Source organism: Janthinobacterium sp. EB271-G4-3-2 (assembly GCF_020858035.1).
Classification (GTDB): Bacteria; Pseudomonadota; Gammaproteobacteria; order Burkholderiales; family Burkholderiaceae_D; genus Janthinobacterium; species Janthinobacterium aestuarii.
The window spans coordinates 608,721-634,834 of record NZ_JACYMG010000002.1; the positions used below are offsets into that span (position 1 = coordinate 608,721).

At 60.0% G+C, this 26,114-nt stretch carries 17 protein-coding genes, 1 rRNA gene and 1 pseudogene; 7 read left to right on the forward strand and 12 right to left on the reverse strand.

The features are described 5' to 3' along the window. Positions 1–39: 39 nt before the first annotated feature. The 5 genes from IGS55_RS07785 (at position 40) to IGS55_RS07805 (ending at position 5,991) form a co-directional block, all read left to right on the forward strand. Complete coding sequence (locus tag IGS55_RS07785; RefSeq protein WP_230515749.1) at positions 40–942, forward strand: LysR family transcriptional regulator; 903 nt, start codon at positions 40–42, stop codon at positions 940–942. Between the two features lie 390 nt (positions 943–1,332). Continuing rightward, positions 1,333–2,328, forward strand: a complete 996-nt coding sequence (locus IGS55_RS07790; protein ID WP_034754523.1) for a BMP family lipoprotein — start codon at positions 1,333–1,335, stop codon at positions 2,326–2,328. Between the two features lie 81 nt (positions 2,329–2,409). Beyond that, the gene (locus IGS55_RS07795; protein WP_230515750.1) at positions 2,410–3,939 is read left to right on the forward strand and encodes an ABC transporter ATP-binding protein; all 1,530 of its coding nucleotides are present in this window, start codon (positions 2,410–2,412) and stop codon (positions 3,937–3,939) included. Next, positions 3,936–5,015, forward strand: a complete 1,080-nt coding sequence (locus IGS55_RS07800; protein ID WP_046685488.1) for an ABC transporter permease — start codon at positions 3,936–3,938, stop codon at positions 5,013–5,015. The genes IGS55_RS07795 and IGS55_RS07800 overlap by 4 nt, the downstream gene beginning before the upstream one ends. A gap of 4 nt (positions 5,016–5,019) precedes the next feature. Continuing rightward, the gene (locus IGS55_RS07805; protein ID WP_230515751.1) at positions 5,020–5,991 is read left to right on the forward strand and encodes an ABC transporter permease; all 972 of its coding nucleotides are present in this window, start codon (positions 5,020–5,022) and stop codon (positions 5,989–5,991) included. A gap of 513 nt (positions 5,992–6,504) precedes the next feature. Here IGS55_RS07805 and IGS55_RS07810 read toward each other — a convergent pair. Beyond that, positions 6,505–7,089, reverse strand: a pseudogene (locus IGS55_RS07810) (NUDIX domain-containing protein); the annotation flags it as partial. A 75-nt stretch (positions 7,090–7,164) separates the two neighbouring features. Between IGS55_RS07810 and IGS55_RS07815 the strand changes: the two are divergent. Continuing rightward, positions 7,165–7,929 carry a DeoR/GlpR family DNA-binding transcription regulator gene (locus IGS55_RS07815; protein ID WP_219330086.1) on the forward strand — a complete coding sequence of 255 codons (765 nt, stop codon included), beginning with the start codon at positions 7,165–7,167 and terminating at the stop codon, positions 7,927–7,929. A gap of 40 nt (positions 7,930–7,969) precedes the next feature. Here the strand turns inward: IGS55_RS07815 and IGS55_RS07820 are convergent, their stop codons facing one another. The 10 genes from IGS55_RS07820 to puuE form a co-directional block, all read right to left on the reverse strand. Next, positions 7,970–9,040: a S1/P1 nuclease gene (locus IGS55_RS07820; protein ID WP_230515752.1), complete on the reverse strand. Its 1,071-nt coding sequence runs from the start codon at positions 9,038–9,040 to the stop codon at positions 7,970–7,972. 8 nt (positions 9,041–9,048) lie between these two features. Then, positions 9,049–10,278 carry a phospholipase D-like domain-containing protein gene (locus tag IGS55_RS07825; RefSeq protein ID WP_230515753.1) on the reverse strand — a complete coding sequence of 410 codons (1,230 nt, stop codon included), beginning with the start codon at positions 10,276–10,278 and terminating at the stop codon, positions 9,049–9,051. An 18-nt stretch (positions 10,279–10,296) separates the two neighbouring features. Continuing rightward, on the reverse strand, positions 10,297–11,994 hold the full coding sequence (locus tag IGS55_RS07830) for a bifunctional metallophosphatase/5'-nucleotidase (protein ID WP_230515754.1): 1,698 nt from the start codon (positions 11,992–11,994) through the stop codon (positions 10,297–10,299). A 113-nt stretch (positions 11,995–12,107) separates the two neighbouring features. Continuing rightward, positions 12,108–15,518, reverse strand: coding sequence for a TonB-dependent receptor (locus tag IGS55_RS07835; RefSeq protein ID WP_230515755.1), 3,411 nt, complete (start codon positions 15,516–15,518; stop codon positions 12,108–12,110). Positions 15,519–16,310: 792 nt separating this feature from the next. Next, entirely contained in the window at positions 16,311–17,807 is a 1,497-nt protein-coding gene (locus IGS55_RS07840) for an adenosine deaminase family protein (RefSeq protein ID WP_230515756.1), read from the reverse strand. Between the two features lie 43 nt (positions 17,808–17,850). Continuing rightward, positions 17,851–19,167, reverse strand: a complete 1,317-nt coding sequence (gene guaD / locus IGS55_RS07845; RefSeq protein ID WP_230515757.1) for a guanine deaminase — start codon at positions 19,165–19,167, stop codon at positions 17,851–17,853. Positions 19,168–19,176: 9 nt separating this feature from the next. Beyond that, positions 19,177–20,244, reverse strand: a complete 1,068-nt coding sequence (gene xdhC / locus IGS55_RS07850) for a xanthine dehydrogenase accessory protein XdhC (protein ID WP_230515758.1) — start codon at positions 20,242–20,244, stop codon at positions 19,177–19,179. Between the two features lie 9 nt (positions 20,245–20,253). Next, positions 20,254–22,599 (reverse strand): xanthine dehydrogenase molybdopterin binding subunit, encoded by a 2,346-nt coding sequence (xdhB, locus tag IGS55_RS07855; RefSeq protein WP_230515759.1) that lies wholly within the window; start codon positions 22,597–22,599, stop codon positions 20,254–20,256. A gap of 10 nt (positions 22,600–22,609) precedes the next feature. Continuing rightward, complete coding sequence (gene xdhA / locus IGS55_RS07860) at positions 22,610–24,076, reverse strand: xanthine dehydrogenase small subunit (protein WP_230515760.1); 1,467 nt, start codon at positions 24,074–24,076, stop codon at positions 22,610–22,612. Positions 24,077–24,175: 99 nt separating this feature from the next. Then, positions 24,176–25,129, reverse strand: a complete 954-nt coding sequence (gene puuE, locus IGS55_RS07865; protein WP_230515761.1) for an allantoinase PuuE — start codon at positions 25,127–25,129, stop codon at positions 24,176–24,178. Between the two features lie 121 nt (positions 25,130–25,250). On the opposite strand from puuE, the gene uraH reads away from it, so the two are divergent. Then, entirely contained in the window at positions 25,251–25,604 is a 354-nt protein-coding gene (gene uraH, locus IGS55_RS07870) for a hydroxyisourate hydrolase (RefSeq protein WP_230515762.1), read from the forward strand. 183 nt (positions 25,605–25,787) lie between these two features. Here the strand turns inward: uraH and rrf are convergent. Next, positions 25,788–25,900: ribosomal RNA gene (rrf, locus tag IGS55_RS07875) — 5S ribosomal RNA — on the reverse strand. Positions 25,901–26,114: the final 214 nt, after the last annotated feature.

Sequence of the window (26,114 nt, forward strand, 5' to 3'; positions counted from 1 at the left end):
CCGTTCCATCGCCTAGCAACACGCAACGCCAAGGAAAGCATGTCCATCGATCTGAAACAGTTAAAGTATTTTCTTGCCGTCGCCGAGGAGAAAAGCTTCAGCCGCGCCGCCGAGCGCCTGCATATCTCGCAGCCGCCCCTGAGCCAGCAGATCATGAAACTGGAAAGCGAACTGGGCGTGCGCCTGTTTGCACGCACCACGCGCACCTTCGAGCTGACCGTGGCGGGCAAAGCGCTGATGAACGAAGCAGCCGACCTGCTGGCCAAGATGCGCATGACCATCGACACGATCCGCCAGATCGACCGCGGCGAAGTGGGCCGCTTGCGCGTAGGCATCGTCGGCTCGGCCATGTGGGGCCCTATCCCCAGCCTGCTGGAAGAATTCCAGACCAAATTCCCCCGCGTCACCTGGACCATCCATGAATTCGGTCCCACGGTGCAATACGAAGCCTTGCGCGCCAAGCAGATCGACGTGGGCTTCTGGCGCGAACCCAAACTCAACGACGACGACTTGCGTCACGACAATCTACGTCAGGAACTGTGCTTCCGCGAAAACGTCTGCGTGGCCGTCAATGAACACCATCCGCTGGCGAAAAACACGTCCATCGAACTGATCGACATCGCCGAAGAGCCGATGCTGACCCTGAACCTCGACAAATCCGCGTTTCCCCGCTACCTGGTGCAATGCTGCATCAATGCCGGTTTCGAACCCGTGATTTTCCAGGAAGCGAGCGAACCGCAAACCCTGCTGGCCATGGTGGGCGCGGGCCTGGGCGTGACCCTGGTGCCGGAAACGACAAGCCGCATCGGCTGGCCCGGCGTCGTGTTTCTGCCGATCAAGACCAATCCGCCCTCAGCGAATCTGTACATCAGCTACACGACACTCGACGACGCTCCCGTCGTGCGGGCCTTCCTGAATATCATCAATCCCCCGGCCGCCTGATCTGGGGCGGCACCACTATTTATATGCTCCACATATAAATACATAAACAAAAACGTATTTGTCATACATATCTGGCATGATGCATAGTGATTCGGACGCCCATCGCGGCGCCGGTTCCGTGCTTGCCCTGCCCGTCATCTGACGGCGCATCCCAGCCCGCTCCGGCAGCCCCATTCGATGTTGTACCTATAAAAGAGACGGGGCGCGACTGTTGCATGAGCATCACACTGACGACATGAAAGCAGACGAGGTCAGCAATGATCTTGTGCGATACAGTGCAATGTTGATAAGGAATTATCACCTCGTGCATCAAAAACAGGCTAAATCGGCCCCAAATTATATGTTTCACCTATAAAAAATATACAATATCGATCTTCCAGGAGCCAATTCATGAAACTTACACAATTTAGTTTGACGATCGCAGCCGTATTTCTGACTGCTCAAGCGTCCGCGGCTACCCCAAAACTGGGTGTCGTGTATGACGCGGGCGGCAAGTTCGACAAGTCGTTCAACCAATCCGCTTTCGAAGGCGCATCGCGCTTCAAAAAAGACACGGGCATTTCCTTCATCGAAGTGCAGGCATCGAGCGATACGCAAGCCGAGCAAGTCATGCGTGGCCTGGCCCGCAAGAAACTCGACATGATCGCCGCCATCGGCTTTGCGCAAACGCAAGCCGTGCAAAAGGTCGCCAAGGAATTCCCGAACGTAAAATTCGTGCTGATCGATGGCCAGGCCGCCGGCAGCAACGTCAATTCCGTTGTCTTCAAGGAAGAAGAAGGCTCCTACCTGGTGGGCGTGGCGGCAGCCATGGCCAGCAAGAGCAAGAAAGTCGGCTTCATCGGCGGCATCGATATTCCATTGATCCGCAACTTCGCCTGCGGCTACGCGCAAGGCGCGAAGGCCGTCAATCCGAAGATGGAAATCACGCAAAACATGGTCGGCACCACGTCCGGCGCCTGGAATGACCCGGCCAAGGGTGGCGAACTGGCCCGCTCGCAATTCGAGCGCGGCGTCGATGTCGTCTTCGCCGTCGCTGGCGGCAGCGGCATGGGCACCCTGCAAATGGCCAAGGAAAAAGGCAAGCTGGCCATCGGCGTCGATTCGAACCAGAATCATCTGTATCCAGGCAGCATCCTGACCTCGATGGTCAAGCGCGTCGACAACACGGTCTACGACAGCTTCATGCAAGTCAAGAACGGCACCTGGAAGGGCGGCGTCAGCTATAAAGGCTTGAAAGAAGGCGGCGTGGATTGGGCGCTCGACGCAAACAACCGCAAGCTGATTACGCCGGAAATCGAAAAGCGCGTGTTGGGTGCGCGTAAGGACATTATCGATGGCAAGATCAAAGTGATCGATTACCGCGTCGGCAGCAGCTGCCCGGTTTAATTTTTCTCCGTATCTTTTAGCGCGCCGCCGGGGCCAGTCTCCGCGCGGCGCGTTTCCATGAAACTATCCAGTTATGAACCTATGCAGCCAGCAGTAGAATTTCGCAGCATTTCCAAGCATTTTGGACATGTGAAGGCGAACGCCGACGTCAGCTTCTCCATCGCCAAGGGCAGTATCCATGGCCTGGTGGGGGAAAATGGCGCAGGCAAATCGACCTTGATGAGCATCCTGTACGGGTATTACCGTGCCGACGGCGGAGAAATCCTGCTAGACGGGAAAGTACAGCCTATCCGCAACAGCCAGGAAGCGATCAACCTCGGCATCGGCATGGTGCACCAGCATTTCATGCTGGTCGAGAACTTCACCGTCCTCGACAATATCATGCTGGGCACGGAAGGCGGTTTTCGCCTGGCCAGCCACCGCACGGAAGCGGAAGCGAAATTGCGCGAGATTTGCGCGCGCTACCGCCTCGACGTCGACCCGCTGGCGAAGATCGAGGACTTGTCCGTCGGCGCGCAGCAGCGCGTGGAAATCCTCAAGCAGATTTACCGCAGCGCCAATATCCTGATTCTCGACGAGCCGACGGCCGTGCTGACGGCCCAGGAAACGGCCTCGCTGTTTGAAATCCTGCGCCTATTCAAGGAGCAGGGCAAGACCATCATCCTGATCACGCACAAGCTGCAAGAGATCCTGGAAATCACCGACAACGTCACCGTCATGCGCGGCGGCACGGTGGTGGGCGCCGTGGCGACCGCCGGCACCTCGAAAGAGGAACTGGCCAACATGATGGTCGGCCGCCCCATCCAGAGCCACTTGCCCCGTGCACCGTACAATCCGGGCGCCACGGTGCTGGAAGTGGACGGCTTGCAATTGGCCGACGATCAGCAAGTCAAATTGCTGGCCGACATAGGTTTCAACTTGCGCGCCGGCGAAATCGTCGCCATCGCGGGCGTGTCGGGCAATGGCCAGAGCGAACTGCTGGAAATTCTGTCGGGCATGCGCTTGCCGACGTCGGGCAAGCTGCGTTTTCTCGACAAGGACTTGCCGTTTGCCAAGCGCCACGATGCCGACGGCTTGCCGCTGGCCTTCCGCGAGCTGGGCATCGCCCACATTCCGGAAGACCGCTTGCGCGACGGTGTGGTAAAGAATTTCTCCGTCATGCAAAACACCATCCTCGGTTACCAGGATCACCTGAAAAACCGCTGGGGCCTGTTCAACTTCAAGGCCATCGGCGCCCGCTGCGCTGAACTGCTGAAGACTTTCGACGTGCGCCCGGCCAATCCGGACCTGCGCATCGGTTTACTGTCGGGCGGTAACCAGCAAAAGGTGGTGATCGCGCGCGAAGTGCTGGCCAAGCCGAAACTGATGCTGGTGGGCCAGCCCACGCGCGGCGTCGACATCGGCACCATCGAAAGCATCCATACGCAATTGCTGGCCCTGCGCGACGCGGGCGTGGCGATCCTGCTGGTGTCCGTCGAACTGGAAGAAGTGCGGGCGCTGGCCGACCGCATCCTCGTCATGTGCGGCGGACGCATCACCGGCGAACTGAAAATTGAAGAATTCGATACCACCCGCATCGGCTTGTTGATGGGGGGAATGCATAAATCATGAATAACGACTTGCCACGCTGGGCGACAGCCTTTGTCATGCCCATGTTAAACCTGCTGTCGGCCTTGCTGGTCGCGGCCCTGGTGATTTATATGCTGGGCGAAGACCCGGCCGAATCGCTGTCCATCCTCGTCCACAGCGCCATCCTCAATCCGGAAGGCTTGAGCTATACCCTGTTCTACGCCAGCACCTTCATTTTTACGGGCCTGTCCGTGTCCGTGGCGATGCAGGCCGGGCTGTTCAATATCGGTTCCGAAGGCCAGATGTATATCGGCGGCCTGGGCCTGACGGTGGCCATGCTGGCCTTTGACCAGACCCTGCCCGCCTGGCTATTGATACCGGCGGCCATGATCGGTGCGGCCCTGTTCGGCGCGCTGTGGGGCTTTTTGCCCGGCTATCTGCAAGCCAAGCGCGGCAGTCACATCGTCGTCACCACCATCATGTTCAACTTCATCGCAGCCAGCCTGATGAACTTCATTATCGTGAAGTACCTGATTCCACCTGGCGAACAGAACACGGCCAGCCGCGTGTTTGCGGAAAGCGGCGAAATGCCGCGCCTCTCCACCTGGTTCCCATCCTTGGGCGACACGCCGCTGAACATCAGTTTTCTTTTGGCGATCGCCGCGCTGGTGATTTACGGCGTAATGGTGTGGCGCTCGTCGTGGGGCTTCAAGCTGCGCGCCACGGGCCTCAACAAGCATGCGGCACACTATGCGGGCGTGTCGATCAGCAAGATGATCATCATCGTCATGCTGATCTCGGGCGCGCTGGCGGGCCTCGGTTCCGTCAATTCCATCATGGGTTCGACGCATTATCTGTCGCTGAACTTCGTTGGCGGCGCCGGCTTCATCGGCATCGCCATCGCCCTGATGGGCCGCCAGCATCCGGTCGGCATCTTCCTGTCGGCCGTGCTGTTCGGCGCGCTGATCCAGGGTGGCTTCGACTTGTCGCTGGAAAAACCGAATATCCCGACCGAAACCTTCATTTTCATCCAGGGCTTGATCATCCTGTTCTGCGGCGCCATGGAAAACTTCTACGCACCGGCCATTTCCGCCCTGCTCAAGCGCACCAAAGGCTAACACCATGACACTCGACGACTTTCAATTCGCCAGCATCCTGGTATCGACCGTGCGCAATGCGCCCGTCCTGATCTTTGCCGCCATGGCCGGCCTGTTTGCCGAACGCAGCGGCATGATCGACATCGGCCTGGAAGGCAAGATCCTGGCCAGCGCCTTCGCTTCCGCCGCCGTCGCCTACACGACGCAAAACCCGTATTACGGCATGGCTGCCGGCATGCTTGTCTGCGTCGCCCTGGCCCTGCTGCAGGCCTACGTCAGCATCACGCAAAAGGGCAACCAGTTGGTGGCCGGCATGGCGATCAACATCGCCATGAGCGGACTGACCTTCGTGCTGGCGCAATTCTTCTTCCAGCAAGGCGGCCGCACGCCCGACCTCGGTTCGGCGCGTCTGTTCGACGTGGTCTTGCCGGGCACGCAGTACGTGGAGCACATCCCCTTCATCGGCTGGGTATATGCCCACTTGATCGGCGGCCATTCCATCCTCGTCTACGTGGCCTTCCTCTTGATCCCGCTCGTGCACTGGCTGCTGTACCACACACGCTTCGGCCTGCGCCTGCGCGCCTGCGGCGAAAACCCGCATGCGGCCGACTCGGCCGGCGTGAGCGTGGAAGCGACGCGCTACCTGGCCATGCTGCTGGCCGGCATCCTGTGCTCGTTCTCGGGCGCGTATCTGGCCATCGTGCAAAGCGGCTTCTTCCTGCGCGACATGTCGGCCGGCGCCGGCTATCTGGCCCTCACGGCCATGGTGTTCGGCAACTGGCGTCCCGTCTACACCTTCCTCGGCTGTCTGATGTTCGGCTTCTTCGCCGCCATCCAGATCCAGATCGAAGGCGTGGACTTGCCGGTCGTGGGCCGTATCCCCGGCTCGCTGATCCAGATGGTGCCGTACGTCGTCACGGTGATCGTGCTGGCGGGCTTGATGGCCAAATCCATCGCACCAAAAGCGATCGGTATCCCGTTTGTCAAATCGCGTTAGGAGCACCTGAGAAAATACCCATGGCGTCGTTGCCTTGCCTCGTCGTACATTCGTACTGCCTTCGGCAAGACGCCTAGCCCTGGGCATTTTTCAGGCGCTCCCTGAAATGACAAAAAGCGAAGCCCGCAGGCTTCGCTTTTTTTATGCCTGAGCAATCTCGTCCAGCGAGAAAAACACGGCCAGACCCAAGCTGCGCGCCACCGCCACCATCTGGTCTGCCCCAGCCGATGCGCCACCGATGCGCAGCACGGCATCGCAGTGGCTCAGTAAACGCGTCGCATGCGCGTGAAACAGTGCCTCGTAGACGCTGTCGCCCACGTGCGTGGAACCGGCCAGCGCCAGCATGGGCAAGGCCAGCCATTCACCGAGCACGGGCATGTGCCCCTGGGCATATAACGGCAGGCAGACGGCTTGCATGGCAGCCACATTCGCCGCCATCAGGGCGGGATCGTCGCCCGTGCCGGAGCGATACGGGCCGGCAACGAGGATCTGCATGCCTTGTTTGACCGGCATCAGTTGCAGCTGCGCATGCTGCAGCAGCATGATGGTCTTGCCGTCGCAGATGCGGCCATCGGCGACCATCCGCATCGCCTGCGCCAGCGGCAACTCCAGCACTTCGATATCCTCGCCTTCATGGGCGAGACCGCCGCCGTCGCCGATGCGGCTGGCCGGGTCGTATTCGGCGACAAAGAAATGCAGGCGCTCCGTCACGGAACCGGGGCTCATGAAGGCCTGGAATATCTTGTGCACCTGCCCCACCCGGTAACCGGTTTCCTCTTCCACCTCGGCGCGGATGCGCTGCTCGGCGCTGGCCTCTTCCAGCAAGCCGGCCGCTGACTCGATCAGGAAACCATCGTGGCCTTCGCGGTAGGTGGGGAAGCGAAACTGGCGGATCAGGATCACCGTGCGTTTGGCTTTGTTGTAGAGCAGTATGGTGGCGCCATCGCCGCGGTCATAGGTTTCCCGCGTCTGCGTCTGCCACTGGCCATCGCGGCGCAGGTAGTCGAACGTGGTCTTCTGCAATAGGTACCAATCGTGCGACAGGGTTTGCACCTGCTGGATGCGGACCCGTTGCTGTTCAGTATTTTCTTCGCGCATATCGTCTCCTTGTGCTTGCGTTCGACGACTTTATCATGCAAACTCGTGCAACATCAAGAAAATACAAGAAAAAGCATGCTGACACATCAACGCAAACAATACCTGCTGGACTTGCTCCAGCGCGAAGGACAGATCGTCGCCAAGGCCGTCAGCGATAGCCTGGGCTTGTCGGAAGACACGATACGGCGCGACCTGCGCGAACTGGCGAAAGAAGGGCTATTGGAGCGCGTGCACGGCGGCGCCCTGCCCTTGCTGCCAAGTTCGCCCGCGCTGGCGCCGTTTGCGGCCCGCGAACAGATTTCACCGGAAGCCAAGCCCGCCATCGGCCGCGCGGCGGGCGCCATGATACAAACGGGACAAGTGGTGTTTCTCGACGGCGGCACGACCGCCGTGCAACTGGCGCGCCAGCTGCCGCGCGACTTGCGCGCCACCATCGTCACGCACAGTCCGTCGGTTGCCGTCGAACTGGTGAATCATCCTGGCATCGAAGTGCTGATGCTGGGCGGACGCCTGTACAAGCACTCGATCGTCGGCGTCGGCGCAGCCACCGTGGAAGCCATCGGCCGCATCCGCGCCGACCTGTATTTCATGGGCGTATCCAGCCTGCATCCGCAAGCGGGCATCACCACCGGGGATTATGAAGAAGCGTGCGTGAAGCGTGCCCTGAGCGACGCGTCTGCCCGCACCGTCGTGCTGGCCTCGCCGGAAAAGTTCAATACGGCTTCGCCGTTCCAAATCGCGCCCTTGAGCCAGGTCAACGATATCATCGTGCACCGCGACGTGGCAGACGCCCTGGTCGCGCCCTACCGCGAGATGGGAATCGCCATCACCCTGGCATGAAAAAAGCGGCCCGCAGGCCGCTTTCGAATGTCTGACGTCTTTACTGCGGCCAGATGGCCTGCAGCACGGCCGCCAGGTGATAGCCGCTCTCGATCAGCTGCTGCTTCGCCAGCGCCGAGCTGGGCACGGGATAATTGTCCGGCACGTTCAAGTTCCAGACGTTGTAGACCTCGCCCTTGCGGCTCGTCTGCTGCGTGGCCGGACCGGCCACCACATCCGTGAAAGCAATCTTCGACGCCGCCAGCGAGGCATCGGCCCATTGATACGGCCAGGTGGCGGGATCGCCGGTGTTGCCGCTCACCACAGGCGCGCTGGCGATCACGGTGCGCGCGAACTGCTGCGGCGTGCGCGTGCTCAGGCGGCGCATGGCGTAATCGACCACGGTGGTATCCCAATACGAATGCAGGGGCTTGGTGGGCGACTTCGGATACCTGCTTGCCGGCTTGGCCGCGCCATCGTCGGCCGGCAACGGCGCGGGAATCACGGCGTCCGACAGCGCCGTCATCTTCGCATCGTCGAGCAGCAAGTCGTTGCCGCCGCGCGCATTGAAAATGGTGACGTCGTCGATCTGCGCCTGCGTGGCGGGCACGAAAAACTGGCCATCCTTGCCAACAAAAGCATTACCCACATGCAAAGGCTGGTGGATATCGCCGACCAGGTGCGTAATCAGGATCAATGCTTCGCGCTGGCTGAAGCCGTGCGGATTGCTGGCCGCATCCGCCTTGCCTTGCAACACCAGGATCGCCTGTTTCAAGGTTTGCACGATATCGTCGTCGGCCGTGCCCACGCCATGGTCGTGGTAGTGCGCGTTCTGGAACGGCACGTTCGTGTAGTGGTATTCGCCATGCTTGGGGTTGGCCGCCACATAGCTCAGCATTTCCGGCGATTGCGGGCCGCAATACGTGCCCTTTACGCAATCGGGCCAGTTGGCGATCTTTTCCAGGCTTTCGCCAGGCAACAGCAATTTGGCCACTTGCGCCTGGGCAGCGCTACCCTTGAGCAATTGATCGGCGATGGCGCCCACGGCACGGTGGCCGTCGTTGCCCCAGGCCTGAACATTGCCGGAAGCAAAAGCGGCGCCCAGCGCCAGCACACTCAGCAGTTTTTGCATGTTCACCATTATTCCTTGCCTTGCGGCGCGGCCTTGGCCGGCTTCGGATATTGCCTGTTGATGTCGATCGGCTGGGCATACGCCGAGCTCCACGTCTGCTCATGCAGCGCGGCGATGCGCTGCGCCATCTGTTCATTGCGCAGCACCACTTCCAGGTTGCGCGACAGGTCGAAATAGCCGCCCGCCCAGTTGCTCGTGCCGACCCAGGCCAGCTTGCCGTCGATGGTCATGGTCTTGCTGTGGATCACGCGCGCGAAGGGAATAAAACCCGTCGAGGCCGTGGGAATCGTCACGATGCGGATTTCCACGTTCGGTACCAGGGCCAGGCTTTTCAGATAGGCGATGGCCGGTGCTTCCGTGTTCCAGGCGGACACCATCAGCTTGATTTTCACGCCGCGCTGCGCGGCCGCGCGCACGGCGTTGTCGATCACGGCGTAGTACGGCCGCGTGCGGTTCGGGCCGTAGGACAGCGGTGCGTAATCGAGCAGCTGGATGCGCACTTCGCTTTGCGCTTGCGCCAGCAAGGCGGGCAGGCCCGTTTCCGAGTCGCCCACGCCGGCCGGGTTGTAGGCGTTCGGGCTGGCCAGCAGGAAAGCGTTTTGCGCGTAGTTGGCGGGCACAACCTTGCTGTTGAGCACCGTGGCGCGGCTGCCTTGCGACGTCAATGCCTGGGCTTGCCAATCCTGCTCGAAGATGGCTTGCACCTGGCTCACCATGGCGGGCTCCGTGATTCTCAAGCCCGTTTCATGGATGTGCTCGAATGAGCGCCAATCGAAATTCTGGCTGCCGATGTACGCCACCTGGCCATCGACGGCTAGGTACTTCGCATGCACGATGCCGTTGCCCGTGATTTTGTTGAAGTCGATCAGGCGCAAGTCCAGGTTCGGAATCGCCTTGATCTGGGCGATGGTGGCCGCTTCCGACAAGCCCACGCCCTTCTGGTCCAGCAGGAAGCGGATTTTCACGCCGCGCTGGCCGGCGGCCGTCAGACTGGCCAGCACCTTTTCAAAAGCCGTGCCCGGCTTGCTGACGGCATAGAACTGGGCGATGACGATCTCTTTTTTTGCGCCATCGAACAGCTCGCGCCACACGGCGACGGGTTCGCGCAGGTCGGGATTGGCCAGGCTCGTTTCCACGGGCGAGGTGTGCACGAGCTCAAAGCCGGGAATGGTGAAATCGGCGTGGGCCGTGCCCGCGAACAGAGTAGTGACGAGCAGGGAAACAGATAAACGACGCATGGTTATTCCTTGTTAATGTTATTTGACGCGCACGATGCGGCCGGCCGCCGTGGCGCTGCCGGCCGGCTTGCCGGCGCGCGCGCGGGCGATCAGGTAATCGCTGAAGGCGTCGATGTCGCGCACACCCGTATCCAGACGGCGCGTGCCGGCCGCCAGCACGGTAAAGCGGTCGCCGCCGCCGGCCAGGAAACTGTTGGCGGCGACACGGTATTGTTGATTGTCTTCAAGAGGAAGGCCATTCAGCATGATGCTGCCTGGCAGCACGCGTTGGCCTTGCGGCTGCGTGCTGTCCCAGCGGTAAGTAAAACCTTCGGACACCTGCAGCAAGTTGCCCTCTTCCGCTTCGGCGCCCGGCCATTGCTGTTCGAGCAAGGTGCGGATTTGCGCGCCAGACAGACTCACGACGATCAGGGTATTGCCGAACGGGACAACTGCCTGGTTCTGGCCCACGTTCGTCATCAGATCGGCGCCCGCTTCCAGGTCCTTGCGGATGCCGCCATTGTTCATCAGGCCGATTTGCGCTCCGGCAGCGCGCGCGCCGAACAGGGTGCTGTCGGCCACCAGGTCGCCCAGCGCGGAAGCGCCGCTGCCCTTGGTGCTGCGGCCCACGTTCGGCACGGCGATGGCGGCCACGGGGCGCGACAACTCGGCCGCGCTGCGCTGCTTGACCGATTCCAGATAGGCTGCCACGGCCGGGTCCGGCTCATACATGCCTGGCAGCATGACGACGTTTTGCGCGCTGGCATCGATCAGCGCATTCTTGACGGGATCGACCTTAAGCTTGATGCGCGTGAGCATATGCCCCCCCATCTGTGCCTGCGTCACCAGGCGGCCATCGACACGGCACAGATAGCCCTGGTGCGAATGGCCGCTGATGACGAGCTGGATCGCGGGGTCGAGACGTTTCACCACGTCGACCACTTCGCCCTTCAAATGGCTGCAGTCGGGCTGGTCGACGGCTTCCTTCGTCTCGCCGCCCTGGTGCAGCAGCACGACGAACACCCCCACGCCCTGCGCGCGCAACTGCGGCAAGGTGGCGTTGATGGCATCCGCTTCATCGCCGAACTGCAGGCCGGCAATGCCGGCGGCCGTCACGACGGACGGCGTATCTTTCAGCACGGCGCCGATCAGGCCCACCTTGACGCCATGCGCCTCTTCGATGCGGTATGCGGGCAGCAGAGACTTGCCCGTCTGCGTGTCGATGACATTGGCCGCCATATAGGTATAGCTGGCGCCCTTGAAGTCGGGCGTGAACTTGCAGGCCTTGTCGGCGCGCGACGACTCGCAGCCGCCGCGCTGCTGGCGCAGCAATTCCGCCTTGCCCTGGTCAAATTCATGGTTACCGACGGAACTGGCCTTCATGCCCAGCATGTTCATGGCGACGATGCTCGGTTCGTCCGCCCACAGCGCCGACATGGCGGGGCTGGCGCCGACCAGGTCGCCATTGCCGACAAAAATCAGCTGCGCATCTTCGCGTCGCCACGCTGTCAGGGCGCCGGACAAGGTATCGATGCCGCCGGCCTGCACCGTCTTGCGCTCGGCATCGGCGGCGCTCGTGTAGCTGAATTTGCTGCGATCGAGGTTGCCGTGGAAATCGTTCAAAGCGACCAGGTTCACTTCAATCGGGCCGCTCGGCGCAGGCGCCAGGTTGCTGCAGCCAGACAGGATGAGGATCAGGGCCGCGGCAGCGACCGGAGTGCGTAGGAAGTGAGCCATGGAATGATATTTATTAAAAAAGGGGAAAGAGTAATCCATCTGGTCTATAAAAAAAACGGCTGGTGTCGCCACCAGCCGTTTTTAGTTTGCCAAGCTACGGGGCAAGGACGAGATTAGAACTCGTACTTGACCGTTGCTTGCAGCGCCCATTGCGATTCGCCTTTGACTTGACGCGTTTCCAGGCCTTCGGTCACAGGACGGGTGTTGTACACATACTTGCCGTTTTCCATACCGGCATAGTCAACGAAGCTGCGCACTTGGCCACCGGCGCTCTGGAAGCCCACTTCATTGATGCGGCCCCATTTGCGGTTCAGCAGGTTTCCGACGTTCAGGATATCGAAGGTAATGATGCCTTTGTTACCCTTGAAAAAGCCCGGTACTTCCTGGCTCATGCGCACATCGAAGCTGTTGGTCCATGGAGAAAAGCTCTCGTTACGGCCGATCACGCCACCTTTGGCTTTGCGCAGGTCGCCATTGGCGTTGACCACTTTCCAGAACGCTGCCTCGTTGGTGGCGCGCGCTGCTGGCGTCGCACCGGCGAACACCACTTCGCCCGAACCTGGCGCGCTAGGGATGTACATCAGGTCGTTACCGGCCAGTCCGTCACCGTTCAAGTCATTGTTGACGGTCCAGCTGTATGGTTTGCCGCTACGGCCTTCATAGAACAGACCGAAGGTGGTCTTGTATTCGCCGAAGAAACGTTTTTGCCAGTTGACGTTGGCGGTAAAGCGATCCTTGACCAGATAGTTCGAGTTCGACGCGACATTCTCGTTCGGATTGAAGACGGCACGGCCGCCCCAGTTCGAGCTAGAGGTCGACGACGTCAGCGGCGATACTTCAGTGCCATCGGTGTAGGTGTACGACGAGCCCCACGACAGGCCATCACGGGTCGGGCTGCGCACCGACAGGGTCAGCACGTTCGACTCGCCCTTGTCGGTATTTTTAGCCATCAGCACCTGGCCGAAGGAGGCGTTGCTGCCAGCCTTGGTCAAGGCGCTGCAATTGGCGCCGCCGATCAGGGCGCCATTTGCATTCCAGCAAGCCGTATTGTAGGCGTTAGGACCATAGTACATTGGACGGCCATCGCTACCGGTTGCCGTTGGCGCGCCCATGTTCAGCTCTTCGTAGTAAATCGCGCTCTTGGTCTGGAAACGCAGGTATTCCGCGCTGACAATCAAGCCCATCCATGGCAGCTCATGTTCAATGGCCAGGTTGGCTTTCCATACCGATGGTTGCGCCAGGTTCGGGCTCAGGGCATCGACCTTCATTGCCGGGATAACCGCTGGCACGCTCGTTGGCTGCTTGGTTGGATCTGGATTGAAGAATCCATCGGTGGTCGGGCAAGTGCCGGCCGACGAGGCGCAGGTAATGTTCTGGGTTGCCATACCGGTGTTCTGGTAAGGATTACCCAGCCAGACGCTCATCGCCGCACCCTGGAACAAACCGAAGCCGCCGCGAATTTGTGTCGGACGCGCCGATTCCAGCTTGTAGTTGAAGCCAAAACGTGGCTGATACAGGTTTTCGCCGTCGATGGTATGAGAGTTATCGATACCGAAACCGCCGGTCTGACGACCGTTAGGCGTGGTACGAGCGACAGTTGCCTGTGCTGCACGCGCATTGTAGATCGGCTTTTCGCCGATGCGGGTGCCGTCGATGCGCAGGCCGGCGGTCAACGTCAGCTGCTTGTTGACTTCCCAGGTATCTTGCAGGAACAGGCCGATGTTTTTCAGCGAGAACGTCGCCACGGCATCGTCCAGCGTACGGCCTGCTTGTGGCACCTGATAGGTGTACGAGCTAGGACGGCCACGGCTGAAGTTTTCCAGCACGGCTGCCTGCAATTGCGCTGCCGTGGCAGAACCGCAGTTGATGGCGCCGAACGAATAGGCAAACGTGGCGCTGCTGTTAATACAGCCGAAGGTGTAGTTACCGTTGACGTTTTGCAGGAACGCATTATAGATGTCGTTCTTGCTGTAGTCGGAGCCGAACTTGACTTCATGGTCGCCCAGCGACCAGGTACCGGCTGCGTAGAAATCCTTGGTTTTGGTGCCAAGAATGTTACGCTGACGGCTCAGTTCAGTACCAAAGTTCAGGAAGCGGTTGCCGGTAGCCAGGTTCGAAGGTGCGCCAGCTGGCAGCGCGCCGCTGAACTGCAGGCCGATTGCCGGCAGATAAGCGTTGTTGCGCGGTACGCTGTCGTAGTCGCGCGACGACACTTTGACTTCGGTCGAGAAGGTCGGGGTCCACTCGGCGGTCCATTGAGCAACCAGGGTTTCCAGGCTCTTGTTCTGGTCATACCAGTACGAGCTCAGCGACAGACCCGTGCCGGAAAAACCGGTGTAAATCGGCTCGGACTGTTCGGTCTTGGTGTAGCGCAGCATCATGCGCTGGGTGTCGGTCAGATTCCAGTCCAGCTTGAGCAACTTTTCCGTCGCAGTGAATTCGGAACCCGCAGGAACTGCCGAAGTACCGGCATCGATACCATATTTATCCTTGGCAATAGCAATCGCGCTATCGATGGCGCCTTGCGTAATGGCAACGTTGGTCTGTGCGCTGCCGACAGGACCGAATGCTGGCGCGCCGCGCGAGCTGGTGGTTTTTTCGTAGTTGGCAAACAGGAACAGCTTGTCTTCGATCAGCGGGCCGCCCAGGGTAATACCCTTGGTGGTGTCTTTCGATTTTGGCGGTGCGTAGTAAGTGTCGTCGGTGCTGTTGTAACGGTCGCCCGACATGGTGTCGTTACGGAAAGCGTAGTAGACACTGCCCTTGACCTTGTTGGTGCCCGATTTGGTCACCGCGTTGACGTTCGCGCCGGTGTAGCCTTTTTGGGTGACGTCATAGTTGGCAACGTTAACCTGCACCGACTGGATCGCTTCGATCGAAATTGGCTGCTTGCCGGTGGCGGTACCGGACGCTTCCAGGCCGAACGTGTCGTTCACGGCCACGCCGTCAATCGTCATCGAGTTGTAGCGCGAGTTTTGACCGGCAACGGAGATTTCACCGCGCTCTTTGTCGGTTTGCGACAGGCGTGGGTCGGCGCGGGCGTAGTCCTGCAAGCTGCGCGAGATCGATGCCTGGGTTGCCAGTTCCGTCGGGCCGATATTGGTGCCGGCGCCCATGTTGTTGCGGTTAAACACCTGGTTGCGAATGGCATTGGTGCTGACTTTCACCACTTGCATGTCTGCGCCCAAGGTGGCATCGACGTTGGCCGTTTCGGCCAGGGCGATATACACGCCTTCGCGTTTTTCAACCACGCCATTCTTGGTGATGGTGATGGTGTAAGGACCGCCGGCACGCAGGCCGCGTGCGACATAACGGCCTTCTGCATCGGTGGTCACGTTGCTGGCCGAACCGGACTCAACGTGAACGATATTGACTTGCGCGCCAGCTGCCGGCTTGCCGTCGGTGGCCGAGATACGGCCGCCAATGGAAGACGTAGTGTTCTGTGCGAACGATGGTGCCGCCGCCAGTGCAATAGACAGGCTTAACGCGATTTGCGTTAGCCGAAGTCGCTTGTGATTGATCATCTTTAACCCCAGAAAAGACTATTATTTTTTGAAAATCCTGGATTGCCCACCGTCCGGCTGCACCGCACAGCAACACAAATACAAGATCTCCTCTTTACGATGCTGCAACTGTTACGCCGGCGGGACTGGCTGCGGTCCTGACAAGACCATCACAAAAAGCCGCTCCACACATCACAACTATTCCTATCCAGACAATTACGGCGGAAGAAAACTGCGGCCGATCCGTATGACCCAGAGCGCTAGCACCTGTGTCATTCATCCCACATGCTTACCCGGCTAACATGGCAAGCCGCGAGTGTAATTGTTAAATATTTCAAGACTGTGACACGGCGGTAAAATACAGAAGAATGTCGTCATTTAGCTGCGCGACTATTTGTTTCACTCTGTATCTCACCTTTATTTACTGTAAATACCCATCTTCATACGATATCGCCCAGATGAATTGTGACTTTTTAATATCATCTTCATCTCACTATGCATCATCAAAAAATGGATGACAAATACGATTTTTTTTACATATTTATATATTTAAAATATAAATAGCATGGGGTAACTAGCTGGATTGATATCGTGCTGACAGCGTCCTGGCTTATGGCGCGTGATTATAAATGAGCAATATGTACTTGAAATTGATTCATCCACGAAATCGGAGAAAGTCGTGTATCTGCCGTTAATTGTGTCGCATGGCCGCCACAAAATTAACAAAATAACAGCACGACATTTAAGATGCGGAATAAAAAATGGCCGGAATATCCGGCCATTTAAGAGTATCAGTTATGAACGTCGCGCAACTTACGGTTTTCCACCCTTGCCTGCCTTGTCGGCCGCGGCAATTTGCGCTTCAAAACGGGTGAAACGGGCATCGAGCGCTTTCAGCAAACGCTGCTTGTCCGCTTCCGCCAGGAAGGAATAGCGCAGGCTGTTGTATGACAGCTTTTTGATTTCCGCATAATCGGTCTTGTACTGGCTGGCAAACAGCACGTATTCATTCGACAAGGTATTGCGCGACACGCCTGCATCGTCCGTGGAAATGACGAAGGGCACGCCATACTTGCGGTACAGGGTAATCGGATGGGCCTGGCCCTTGATGCCGAGGATGTAATCATTGCTGGTCAGGTTCACTTCCACGGGGATGCCCCGTTCGCGCATCTTTTGCATGGTCGCCAGCGCGTTGTGCTCGTAGGCGATATCCATGCCATGGCCGATACGGTCGGCGCCCGCCACATCGACGGCTTCGGCGATATGGAAGGCCATGCCTTCCGGCGGCACCATGCCCAGCGCCAGCTCGCCTGCGTGCAGGGCGATCTTGACGTTCGGGTACTTTGCCTTGAGGAACTTGAACATTTCCATGTGCAGGCTGTAATCGCGCATGGACACGTTCACGCTTTCCTGGCCCACGATGTTCACGCCGACCAGCAGCGGGTTCAGACTCGCGGCCTTGAACGCGGCCACCATGGACGAGAACACTTGCGATGGCGACAGGAAACGCAGCACATACGCCTGGTAGCGCATGGTGAAATTCGCGTCGTCGATCCCGGCGCTGCTGGCGTTGACGTTGTCGTTGTAGGCGGTAATGCTTTTCTGGAAGCCAGTATCCTGCTCCAGGTTCTGCGTCCAGTTGGCCAACACGGCTTGCAATGCTGCCGGCTGCAAGCCCGGCGCCAGCACTTGCTGGTCGAACTGCGCGTTTTGCACGAATGGCGACAGCTCGAAAATCGTCTCGATGTAGCTGAGGTTTTCCGCGATGGCGCGCTGCTTCAGGGTTTTCAGGCCATCGGCCGTATTGCTCGACGCGACGGGACCGAAGTAGCCGAAGGTATCAAAAAAGGTGCGGTCCGGCGGCGTCTGGATGGCCCCGTGGTTATAAAAATCCTTGGTCGACCAGCGCTGCAGCAATTCCGCATACAGGCCCGCGTCGGCAAACACTTCCGTGGACGACAGGCAGCCACGCTGCGCGGCCGGCTTGGCGCGCTCGGCCGCCACGACATCCTTGTTGCTTTCGATGCGGTAGGTTGTCTTGTTGACGCAATAGTTTTCCTTGTCGACCCAGTCGAGGAATTGCTCGGCGTAAATGGCGCCCGAGTAATGGTGATGCAAATCACCGCCCTTGGGCATCATGGAAAAGAACAGGCTCAACTCGGCTGTCTTCGGCTGCGCACCGGCAATCAGGGCGGCAAAATGACGCGCGGTAGCCGCCTCGTTGGAAGACGGCGTGGCCTTGGCGGCCTGCGCCGTTCCGGTCAATGCCAGCGCGGCGCCAAGCGCCAGGCCAGTGAGTTTCTTGTGCATTCGCGTTCTCGCTCAGGATAATTCGTGTTGAACAACGGGTAGGTCAGCCCTGCCCCCGCACATGCACGCATTGCCCGCCTGAATAGGTGGCGGCCACGGCGCGGTCGTCGCCCAGCAGCGCAAAGGCAAACAGCAATTCCTCCAGGCTTTGACAGCCGGCCGTGCGGCGCTCGAGCAGCGGCGTCGACTGCTTGTCGAGCACGATGAAGTCCGCTTCCGTGCCTGCCGTGAAATTGCCCAGGGTGCCTTCCAACTGCATGGCGCGCGCCGCGCCCAGGGTCGCCAGGTAAAACATGCGCAAGGCGGGCAGATAGCTGCCTTTCAAGCGTGCTACTTTATAGGCTTCGTTCATTGTTTGCAACATCGAGAACGAGGTGCCTCCGCCCACATCCGTCGCCAGCGACAGCAGCACTTTCGCCGCATCGGCCCTCTCGAAATCGAACAGGCCGCTGCCGAGGAACAGGTTTGATGTAGGACAAATGGCGGCCGCCGAGGACGTTTCCGCCATGCGCGCGCGGTCGCGCTCGTCGAGCCAGATGCAATGACCGAACATGGCGCGCGGGCGCAGCATGCCATACTGGTCATACACGTCGAGGTAGCTGCGCGCCTGCGGGTGCAGTGCGCGTACCCAGCGGCATTCATCCTCGTTTTCCGACACGTGCGTCTGCAAATACGTATCCGGGTAGGCGCGCGCCAGCTCGCCCGCCAGATGCATCTGTTCATTGGTCGACGTCGGCACGAAACGGGGCGTGATCGCGTACAGCGAACGGCCGTGCTTGTGCCAGCGCTGGATCAGCTCTTCGCTTTCGCGTGCGCCCGACTCGGCCGTATCGCGCAGGAACTCGGGGCAATTGCGGTCCATCATGACCTTGCCCGCCACCATGCGCAAGCCGCGCGCCTCGCTGGCGCCAAAGAAGGCATCGACCGATTGCGGATGCACGCTGCCATACACCATGGCCGTCGTGGTGCCGCAGCGCAGCAGTTCATCGAGGAAAAACTCGGCCACGTTGCGCGCATGCTCGGGATTCTCAAACGCGCGCTCGGTGGGGAAGGTGTACGTTTCCAGCCACGGCAGCAAGCCCGGCGCGGGCGAGGCGATCATTTCCGTCTGCGGAAAGTGCAGATGGGTATCGATGAAACCCGGCACGATCAGCTTGCCCCGGTAATCGACGATCTGCGTGCCGGGTGGCAAAGTCGGCTGCAACTGCGCGTAATCGCCGGCCGCCACGACCTTGCCATCGGCCACGATCAGCAAGCCGTCCGCATGCCAGGCGTGCGCCTCCTCGCTAAAGGCGGGATCGGCGTGGAAGTGCAGGAAGCTGGCTCGGTAAGCTTGCAATGTGGCAGGAACAATCGGCATGACTTCTTTCTATAACGGGTGAATGGCGGCGCGTGTCGTGCGGCGCGGTGGCGTGCTGGCAGAGGCCAGCCGCAGCGGTGCGGCCAGGGCCGCGCTGGCGGCTTCCTCCCACACCATCAGTAATTGACAGGCAACGGAGGCGGCGATCACGGCCGGCGCCTTGTTGCGGATGCCGGGCATGCCGATCGGACACACCATGGCGGCAATGCGCTCATCCGGCACGCCGCGCGCCTGCAGGCGGTGCTCGAATTGCTTGCGTTTCGTGTGCGAACCGATCAAGCCGAACCAGCCCGCATCCTTGCGCTCCATGATGGCTTGCGTCAAGCGTTGATCGAGTGCATGGCTATGCGTCATGACGAGAAAACTGCCGTCCGGCGGCGCCATGGCGACAAATTCCTCGGGCGTATCGGTAGCGGCGATGCGCACATTATCAGGTATCTGAGTAGGAAACATATCTTCGCGTTCATCGACCCAGGTGATATTGCAGGGCAAGTGGGCCAGCGCGCGCACGATGGCGGCGCCCACGTGGCCGGCGCCAAACAAGGTCAGGTGGGCGCGCGGCGCCAGGCAGGGATCGACCAGCCAGCGCCGCCCTTCGCTGCCCTGCGCCACATGGGTTGCGCGTTCGCGCGCGAATGTATCGGGCGCCTGTGCGCCAGTGCCGGCGATCAGGCTACCGGCGGCGTCAAACAAGGCCGAGGCGGGTTCACCGTCGAGCGCCGTCAAACGCCAGCTGTCTTGCTGGCGGCGTTCGCGCAAGGCGGCCAGCAACGCATGGAGGCTGGTATCGACATACTCGAAAGCCAGGTGGACGACGCCACCGCAGCATTGTCCCAGGCTGGGGCCCAGCGCAAAACGTTCGAGCCGCGCTTGGGTGTCCCCCGTGGCCAGCATGGTCTTGGCGATTTCCACGGCGCGCAATTCCAGATGGCCGCCGCCGATGGTGTCCATTTGACCATCGAGGGTGACGCGCATCTTCGCGCCCGCCTCGCGCGGACCGGAACCTTCCACCAGGGCAACCGTCACCAGCACGGATGCCTGCGCGTCATTCTCGATTGCTGTCAGCCAGTCGCTCATCGTCTGCCCCTAGGCGCCGGCATGGGCCGCTTGCACGGCCATCACCGCCTTGAGGATTTCCTCGCTGGTGGCCGGCGCATTGAGCGGTGGCTGCACGGCGTGATGGCCCACGCTGGAAATGGCGTCGCGGATGGCAAAGAACACGGAAAACGGCAGCAACAATGGTGGCTCACCCACGGCTTTCGAACGGTGGATGCTGTCTTCCACGTTGCGGTTCTGGAACAGCTGGACGCGAAAATCTTCCGGACAATCGGAAATGCCTGGAATCTTGTACGTCGATGGCGCGTGCGTCATCAGCTTGCCCGCCGCATTCCACCACAGCTGCTCCGTCGTCAGCCAGCCCATACCCTGGATAAACGCGCCTTCCACCTGACCCAGATCAATCGCGGGGTTGAGCGACTGGCCCGCATCATACAAGGCGTCGGCGCGCAGCAGCTTCCATTCGCCCGTCAAGGTATCGACCACCACTTCTGCCACGGCCGCGCCATACGCATAGTAGGAAAACGGATGGCCCGTCATCGTCTTCGCATCCCACGACAAGCCAGGCGTGGCATAAAAACCGTCCGACCACAGTTGCACGCGTGCCAGGTAAGCCTTCTGCACCAGTTCGGCAAACGGCACGGCGTGACCATTCACGTGGATATGGTTGTCGAAGAAGCGCACGGAAGCGGCCTCGCCGCCGTACAGTTTGACCGCGTACTCGGCCAGGCGTTCACGGATCTGGCGCGCCGCATCCTGCGCCGCCTTGCCGTTCAGGTCGGCGCCGGTGGAGGCCGCCGTGGCCGACGTGTTCGCCACCTTGCTGGTATCGGTAGCCGTGGCCCGTACCTTGTCCAAGTCCAGGCCCAGTTCGTGCGCCACCACTTGCATGACCTTGGTATTGATGCCCTGCCCCATTTCCGTGCCGCCATGGTTGACCAACACGGAGCCATCGACATATACGTGCACGAGCGCACCGGCCTGATTCAGATGCGTGACGTTGAAGGCGATGCCGAATTTCAGGGGCGTGAATGCCAGCCCCTTCTTCAGGATCGGGCTGGCCTCGTTGAATGCATCGATGGCCAGGCGGCGCGCGCGGTAATCGCTGCTCGCTTCCAGTTCCGCGACGAGTTCATGAATGACGTTGTCGACGATTTTCTGCCCATACGGCGTGACGTTGCGTCCTTCTACATCGTTGCGGCCATAGAAATTGAGCAGACGGATATCGAGCGCATCGCGTTGCAAATGGCGGGCGATTTCATCGATGACGTACTCGATGGCAATGGCGCCCTGCGGTCCGCCAAAGCCCCGGAAGGCCGTGTTCGACTGCGTATTCGTCTTGCCGCAGGCGGCGCGGATGTCCACGTCGGACAGGTAATAGGTGTTGTCGAAGTGGCAGACGGCGCGCGTGGCGACGGGGCCGGACAAGTCGGCCGAGTATCCGGCGCGCGTGGTCATGTCGACCTTGGCGGCAAGGATCTTGCCCTCATCGTCGTAACCCACTTCGTATTCATAATAAAAACAGTGGCGCTTGCCCGTCACCAGCATGTCGTCGTCGCGGTCGGCGCGCAATTTGACGGGACGCTTCAATTTCGCCGCAGCAATCGATGCGGCCGCCGCCCACAGGGCCGACTGCGATTCCTTGCCACCAAAACCGCCGCCCATGCGCCGGCATTCGACGGTGATGTTGTGCGAATGCACGCCCAGCGCATGCGCCACCACGTGCTGCATCTCGCTCGGATGCTGGGTCGAACACAGCACCAGCATGCCTTGCGCTTCCTTCGGGATGGCGTAGGAAATCTGTCCTTCCAGATAAAACTGTTCTTGCCCACCCACATACAGCTGGCCCTTGACCACGTGCGGCGCGCCCTCGAACGCGGCTTGGTAGTTGCCGCGCGTCAGCTGCATCGGCGGCAGCACATACGATTGCGCGGCCTTGGCCGCTTGCGGCGTCATGATCGCGGGCAATTCCTCATACGACACTTGCGCCAGGCGGGCCGCGCGGCGCGCATGGTCATGCGTATCGGCCACCACGATGAAGATGGGCTGGCCCACGTATTGCACCAGCTCCGCGGCCAGGATGGGATCGTCATGGATGATGGGACCGCAGTCATTGGTGCCGGGAATGTCGTGTGCCGTGTAGACGGCGACAACACCGGCAGCAGCACGCACGGCCGACAAATCCATGGTCGTGATGCGCGCATGGGGCTTTTGCGACAGGCCCAGCGCCGCGTGCAAGGTGCCCTGCGGCTCGGCGATATCGTCCGTATACGTGGCTTGCCCCAGCACATGCAATTGCGCCGATTCATGCGGACTGGGCTTGCCCACGGCGGCCCAGGCGGCCGCTTGCAGTTCGGGCGTGGCAGGATGATTCATGCTGGTCCTTTCAGGCACGGCAAGCGTAGGCGTTGACGGCAGTGCGCAGCAAAGGCGCACCGGGGCGTGTTTCCAGCCAGAAGCGGCGCAACAGGTTTTGCGCCGTCGTCATGCGGTAAGTGTTCGACGCGCGCATGTCCGACAGCGGCGCGTAATCGTCGGCCAGCAAACGCATGGCGATGACCAGGTTGTCTTCCGTCCAAGCCTGTCCGCGCAAAAACGCTTCCGTTTGCGCGGCGCGCTGCGGCGTGGCCGCCATGCCGCCAAAGGCAATACGCGCGTCAACAATACGCTCGCCATCGAGCTCAAAGGCAAACGCGGCGCACACGGCCGAGATATCCTGGTCGAAGCGCTTGGCCAGTTTATACGTGCGGAAATGCACGTCGGCACGGGGCAAGGGTACGCGCACGGCTTCGACGAATTCGCCTGGCTGCAGATCCTTCTTTTGATAGCCAAGATAAAAATCTTCCAGCGGCATGCCGCGCTGGCCGGCAGGACCGCGCAGCACGACCTCGCTGCCCAGCGCAATCAGCCACGGCATCGAGTCGCCGATGGGCGAACCATTGGCAACATTCCCGCCCAAAGTACCGGCGTTGCGGATCGGCAAGGAAGCAAAGCGCTGCCACAGTTCCGACAGCTCATCGGGATAATGTTCGCACAGCGCCGCATAGGCATCGTTGAGGCTGGCGCCGGCGCCGATGTGCAGCTTGCCGTCATCCTCGGCGATGCGTTTCAGCGCCGCGACATTACCCAGATAAATGATGTCGCCCAGGTCGCGCAATTGCTTGGTCACCCACAGGCCTACGTCGGTGGAGCCGGCCAGCAGGCAGGCCTGCGGCTTTGCCGCGCGCAGCGCCACCAGTTCCTCAAGGGTGCGCGGCGCGTGGAAGTGCTGGCCGCCGTGTTCATAGGTAGTCAGGCTGCCGCGCTGCAGCGCCTGCAATTGCACGTGTAACGCATCGCGGTCGAATGCCACATGTGGCAATTCACCCATGCGTCTGGCTGCATCGATGATGGGCCGGTAGCCCGTGCAGCGGCACAGATTACCCGACAGGGTGTCGTCGATTTCGCAGCGCGTGGGCGTCTGGCCGTTTTTCTCCAGATACATGCCCCACAAGGACATGACAAATCCGGGCGTGCAAAAACCGCACTGGGAACCGTGGCACTCGACCATCGCCTGCTGCACCGGGTGCAGGCCACCGTCGGGCTTCTGCAAGTCTTCCACGGAAAACAGGGCCTTGCCATCGAGGGTGGGCGTGAGCTGGATGCAGGCATTGACGGCTTTCATCTCAACCTGGCCGTCGACCAGGCTGCCGATGACCACCGTGCAGGCGCCGCAATCGCCCTCGGCGCAGCCTTCCTTGGTGCCAGTGCAATGCAGATCCTCGCGCAGGTGCTGCAACACAGTCTGCGTAGGCGCGGCGTCGCGTACTTCCTGTACGGCACCACGGTAGTAAAAGCGGATCGGTTCTGACATGCTGGCCTCGGTATAGTCCCAGTATAGGAGATTAACACCGGCATACGGGACAACTATATGCAAAGACTGATTTTACTTATCATCCCATCTCAATAGAACTCATTCCTGGAACGGATGCGTCGCATGCCAGTGTTCGGCAATATCGATGCGGCGCGTGATCCACACCTGCTCATGGCCCTGCACATAGTCGAGAAAGCGCGCCAGTGCCGCAGCCCGTCCGGGCCGCCCCACCAGACGGCAATGCAAGCCCACGGACAGCATCTTGGGTTGATTCAAGCCGTTCGGGTCGCCTTCCGCGTACAGCACGTCGAAGGCATCCTTCAGATAATCGAAAAACTGCGTGCCCGAATTAAAGCCCTGCATGGCGGCAAAGCGCATGTCGTTCGTATCCAAGGTGTAGGGCACGATCAGTTGCGGCTGCACGGCCGGCATGCCGGTAGCATCTGTGTACGCCACTTTCTCCCAGAATGGGAGGTCGTCGCCATAATAATCGGCGTCATAACGAAAACCGCCATGTTCGACCACCAGTTTGCGCGTATTGGGCGAATCGCGCCCCGTGTACCAGCCTTGCGGGGAGGAACCCGTCAATTCGCGGATGATCTGCACGGCCTCGCGCATGTGTTCGCGTTCCGTTGCTTCATCCATGTTTTGATAGGAAATCCAGCGCAAACCGTGGCAGGCAATCTCGTGACCCAGTTGCTGGAAGGCTGCCACCGCTTCCGGATTGCGTTTCAAGGCCATCGAGACGCCAAACACCGTCAGCGGCAGGCGCCGCTCCTCGAACATGCGCAGCAAGCGCCACAGCCCGGCGCGCGAACCATATTCATAAATCGACTCCATGCTCAGGTGGCGCGCGGGAAAGGCGGCCGCACCGATCATCTCCGATAAAAACGTTTCCGAAGCGGGATCGCCATGCAGCACGCTGTTTTCCGCCCCTTCCTCGTAATTAAGGACGAATTGCAGCGCGATGCGGGCCTTGCCCGGCCATTGCGGATGGGGAGGCGTGCGGCCATAGCCGATCAAGTCGCGAGGATAATGTTCGTAATTGTTCATGCGGAGGCGCGCCTATAGGAGGACAATGTTGGCTATATGCCCAATCATATAGCCGGACGCAGTCAGCGGTATATGATTTGCACGATAAGCACATTCACTCACCCTATATACAGGATAGCAAATGGGAAAACTCAGCACGCATGTACTCGATATCGCCCACGGCAGGCCGGGAGCCGGCGTCAAGGTCGCCCTGTTCTCAGTCGCGCAGGAAGGCAAAGTGTTATTGAAGATGGATATGACGAACAGCGACGGCCGCTGCAGTTCACCCTTGCTGGAAGGCGACAGCATGAAGGCGGGGCAATATGAACTGGTGTTCAACGCAGGCGACTATTTCGCAGCCCAAGGCGTGGAACTGCCATCGCCGCGCTTTATCGACCTGGTCACCCTGGCCTTCGGCATCGCGCATACGGATGAGAACTACCATGTGCCGCTGGTGGTGTCGCCCTGGTCGTATTCCACTTACCGCGGTAGCTGATGCCACGAGGCCAACAATATTGTCGGATTACGCTACGCTCATCCGACCTACCCGGCATCCTATGGACGTAGGTCGGATTAGGCCGCGGGCCGTAATCCGACACCACCCGCGGCATATCAAACCGCCAGACGAAAAAAAACCCCACCGGAGTCCGGTGGGGTTTTTCTCTACTGCGAATAACAAGCCTGACGATAACCTACTTTCACACTGGTTGCAGCACTATCATCGGCGCAAAGTTGTTTCACGGTCCTGTTCGGGATGGGAAGGGGTGGGACCAACTTGCTATGGTCATCAGGCATAACTTGTACCGGCGCTTGTTCTCTGTTGAGCAACAAGGCCATGAATCGGGAAGAAGGAGGATTATGTATTGAGGTATTACTTGGGGAATGATTGCGATCAACATACACGCAACATGTACTTTCTTATCCTCTGCACCTGCTAAGGTTATAGGGACAAGCCGTACGGGCAATTAGTACTGGTTAGCTTAATGCATTACTGCACTTCCACACC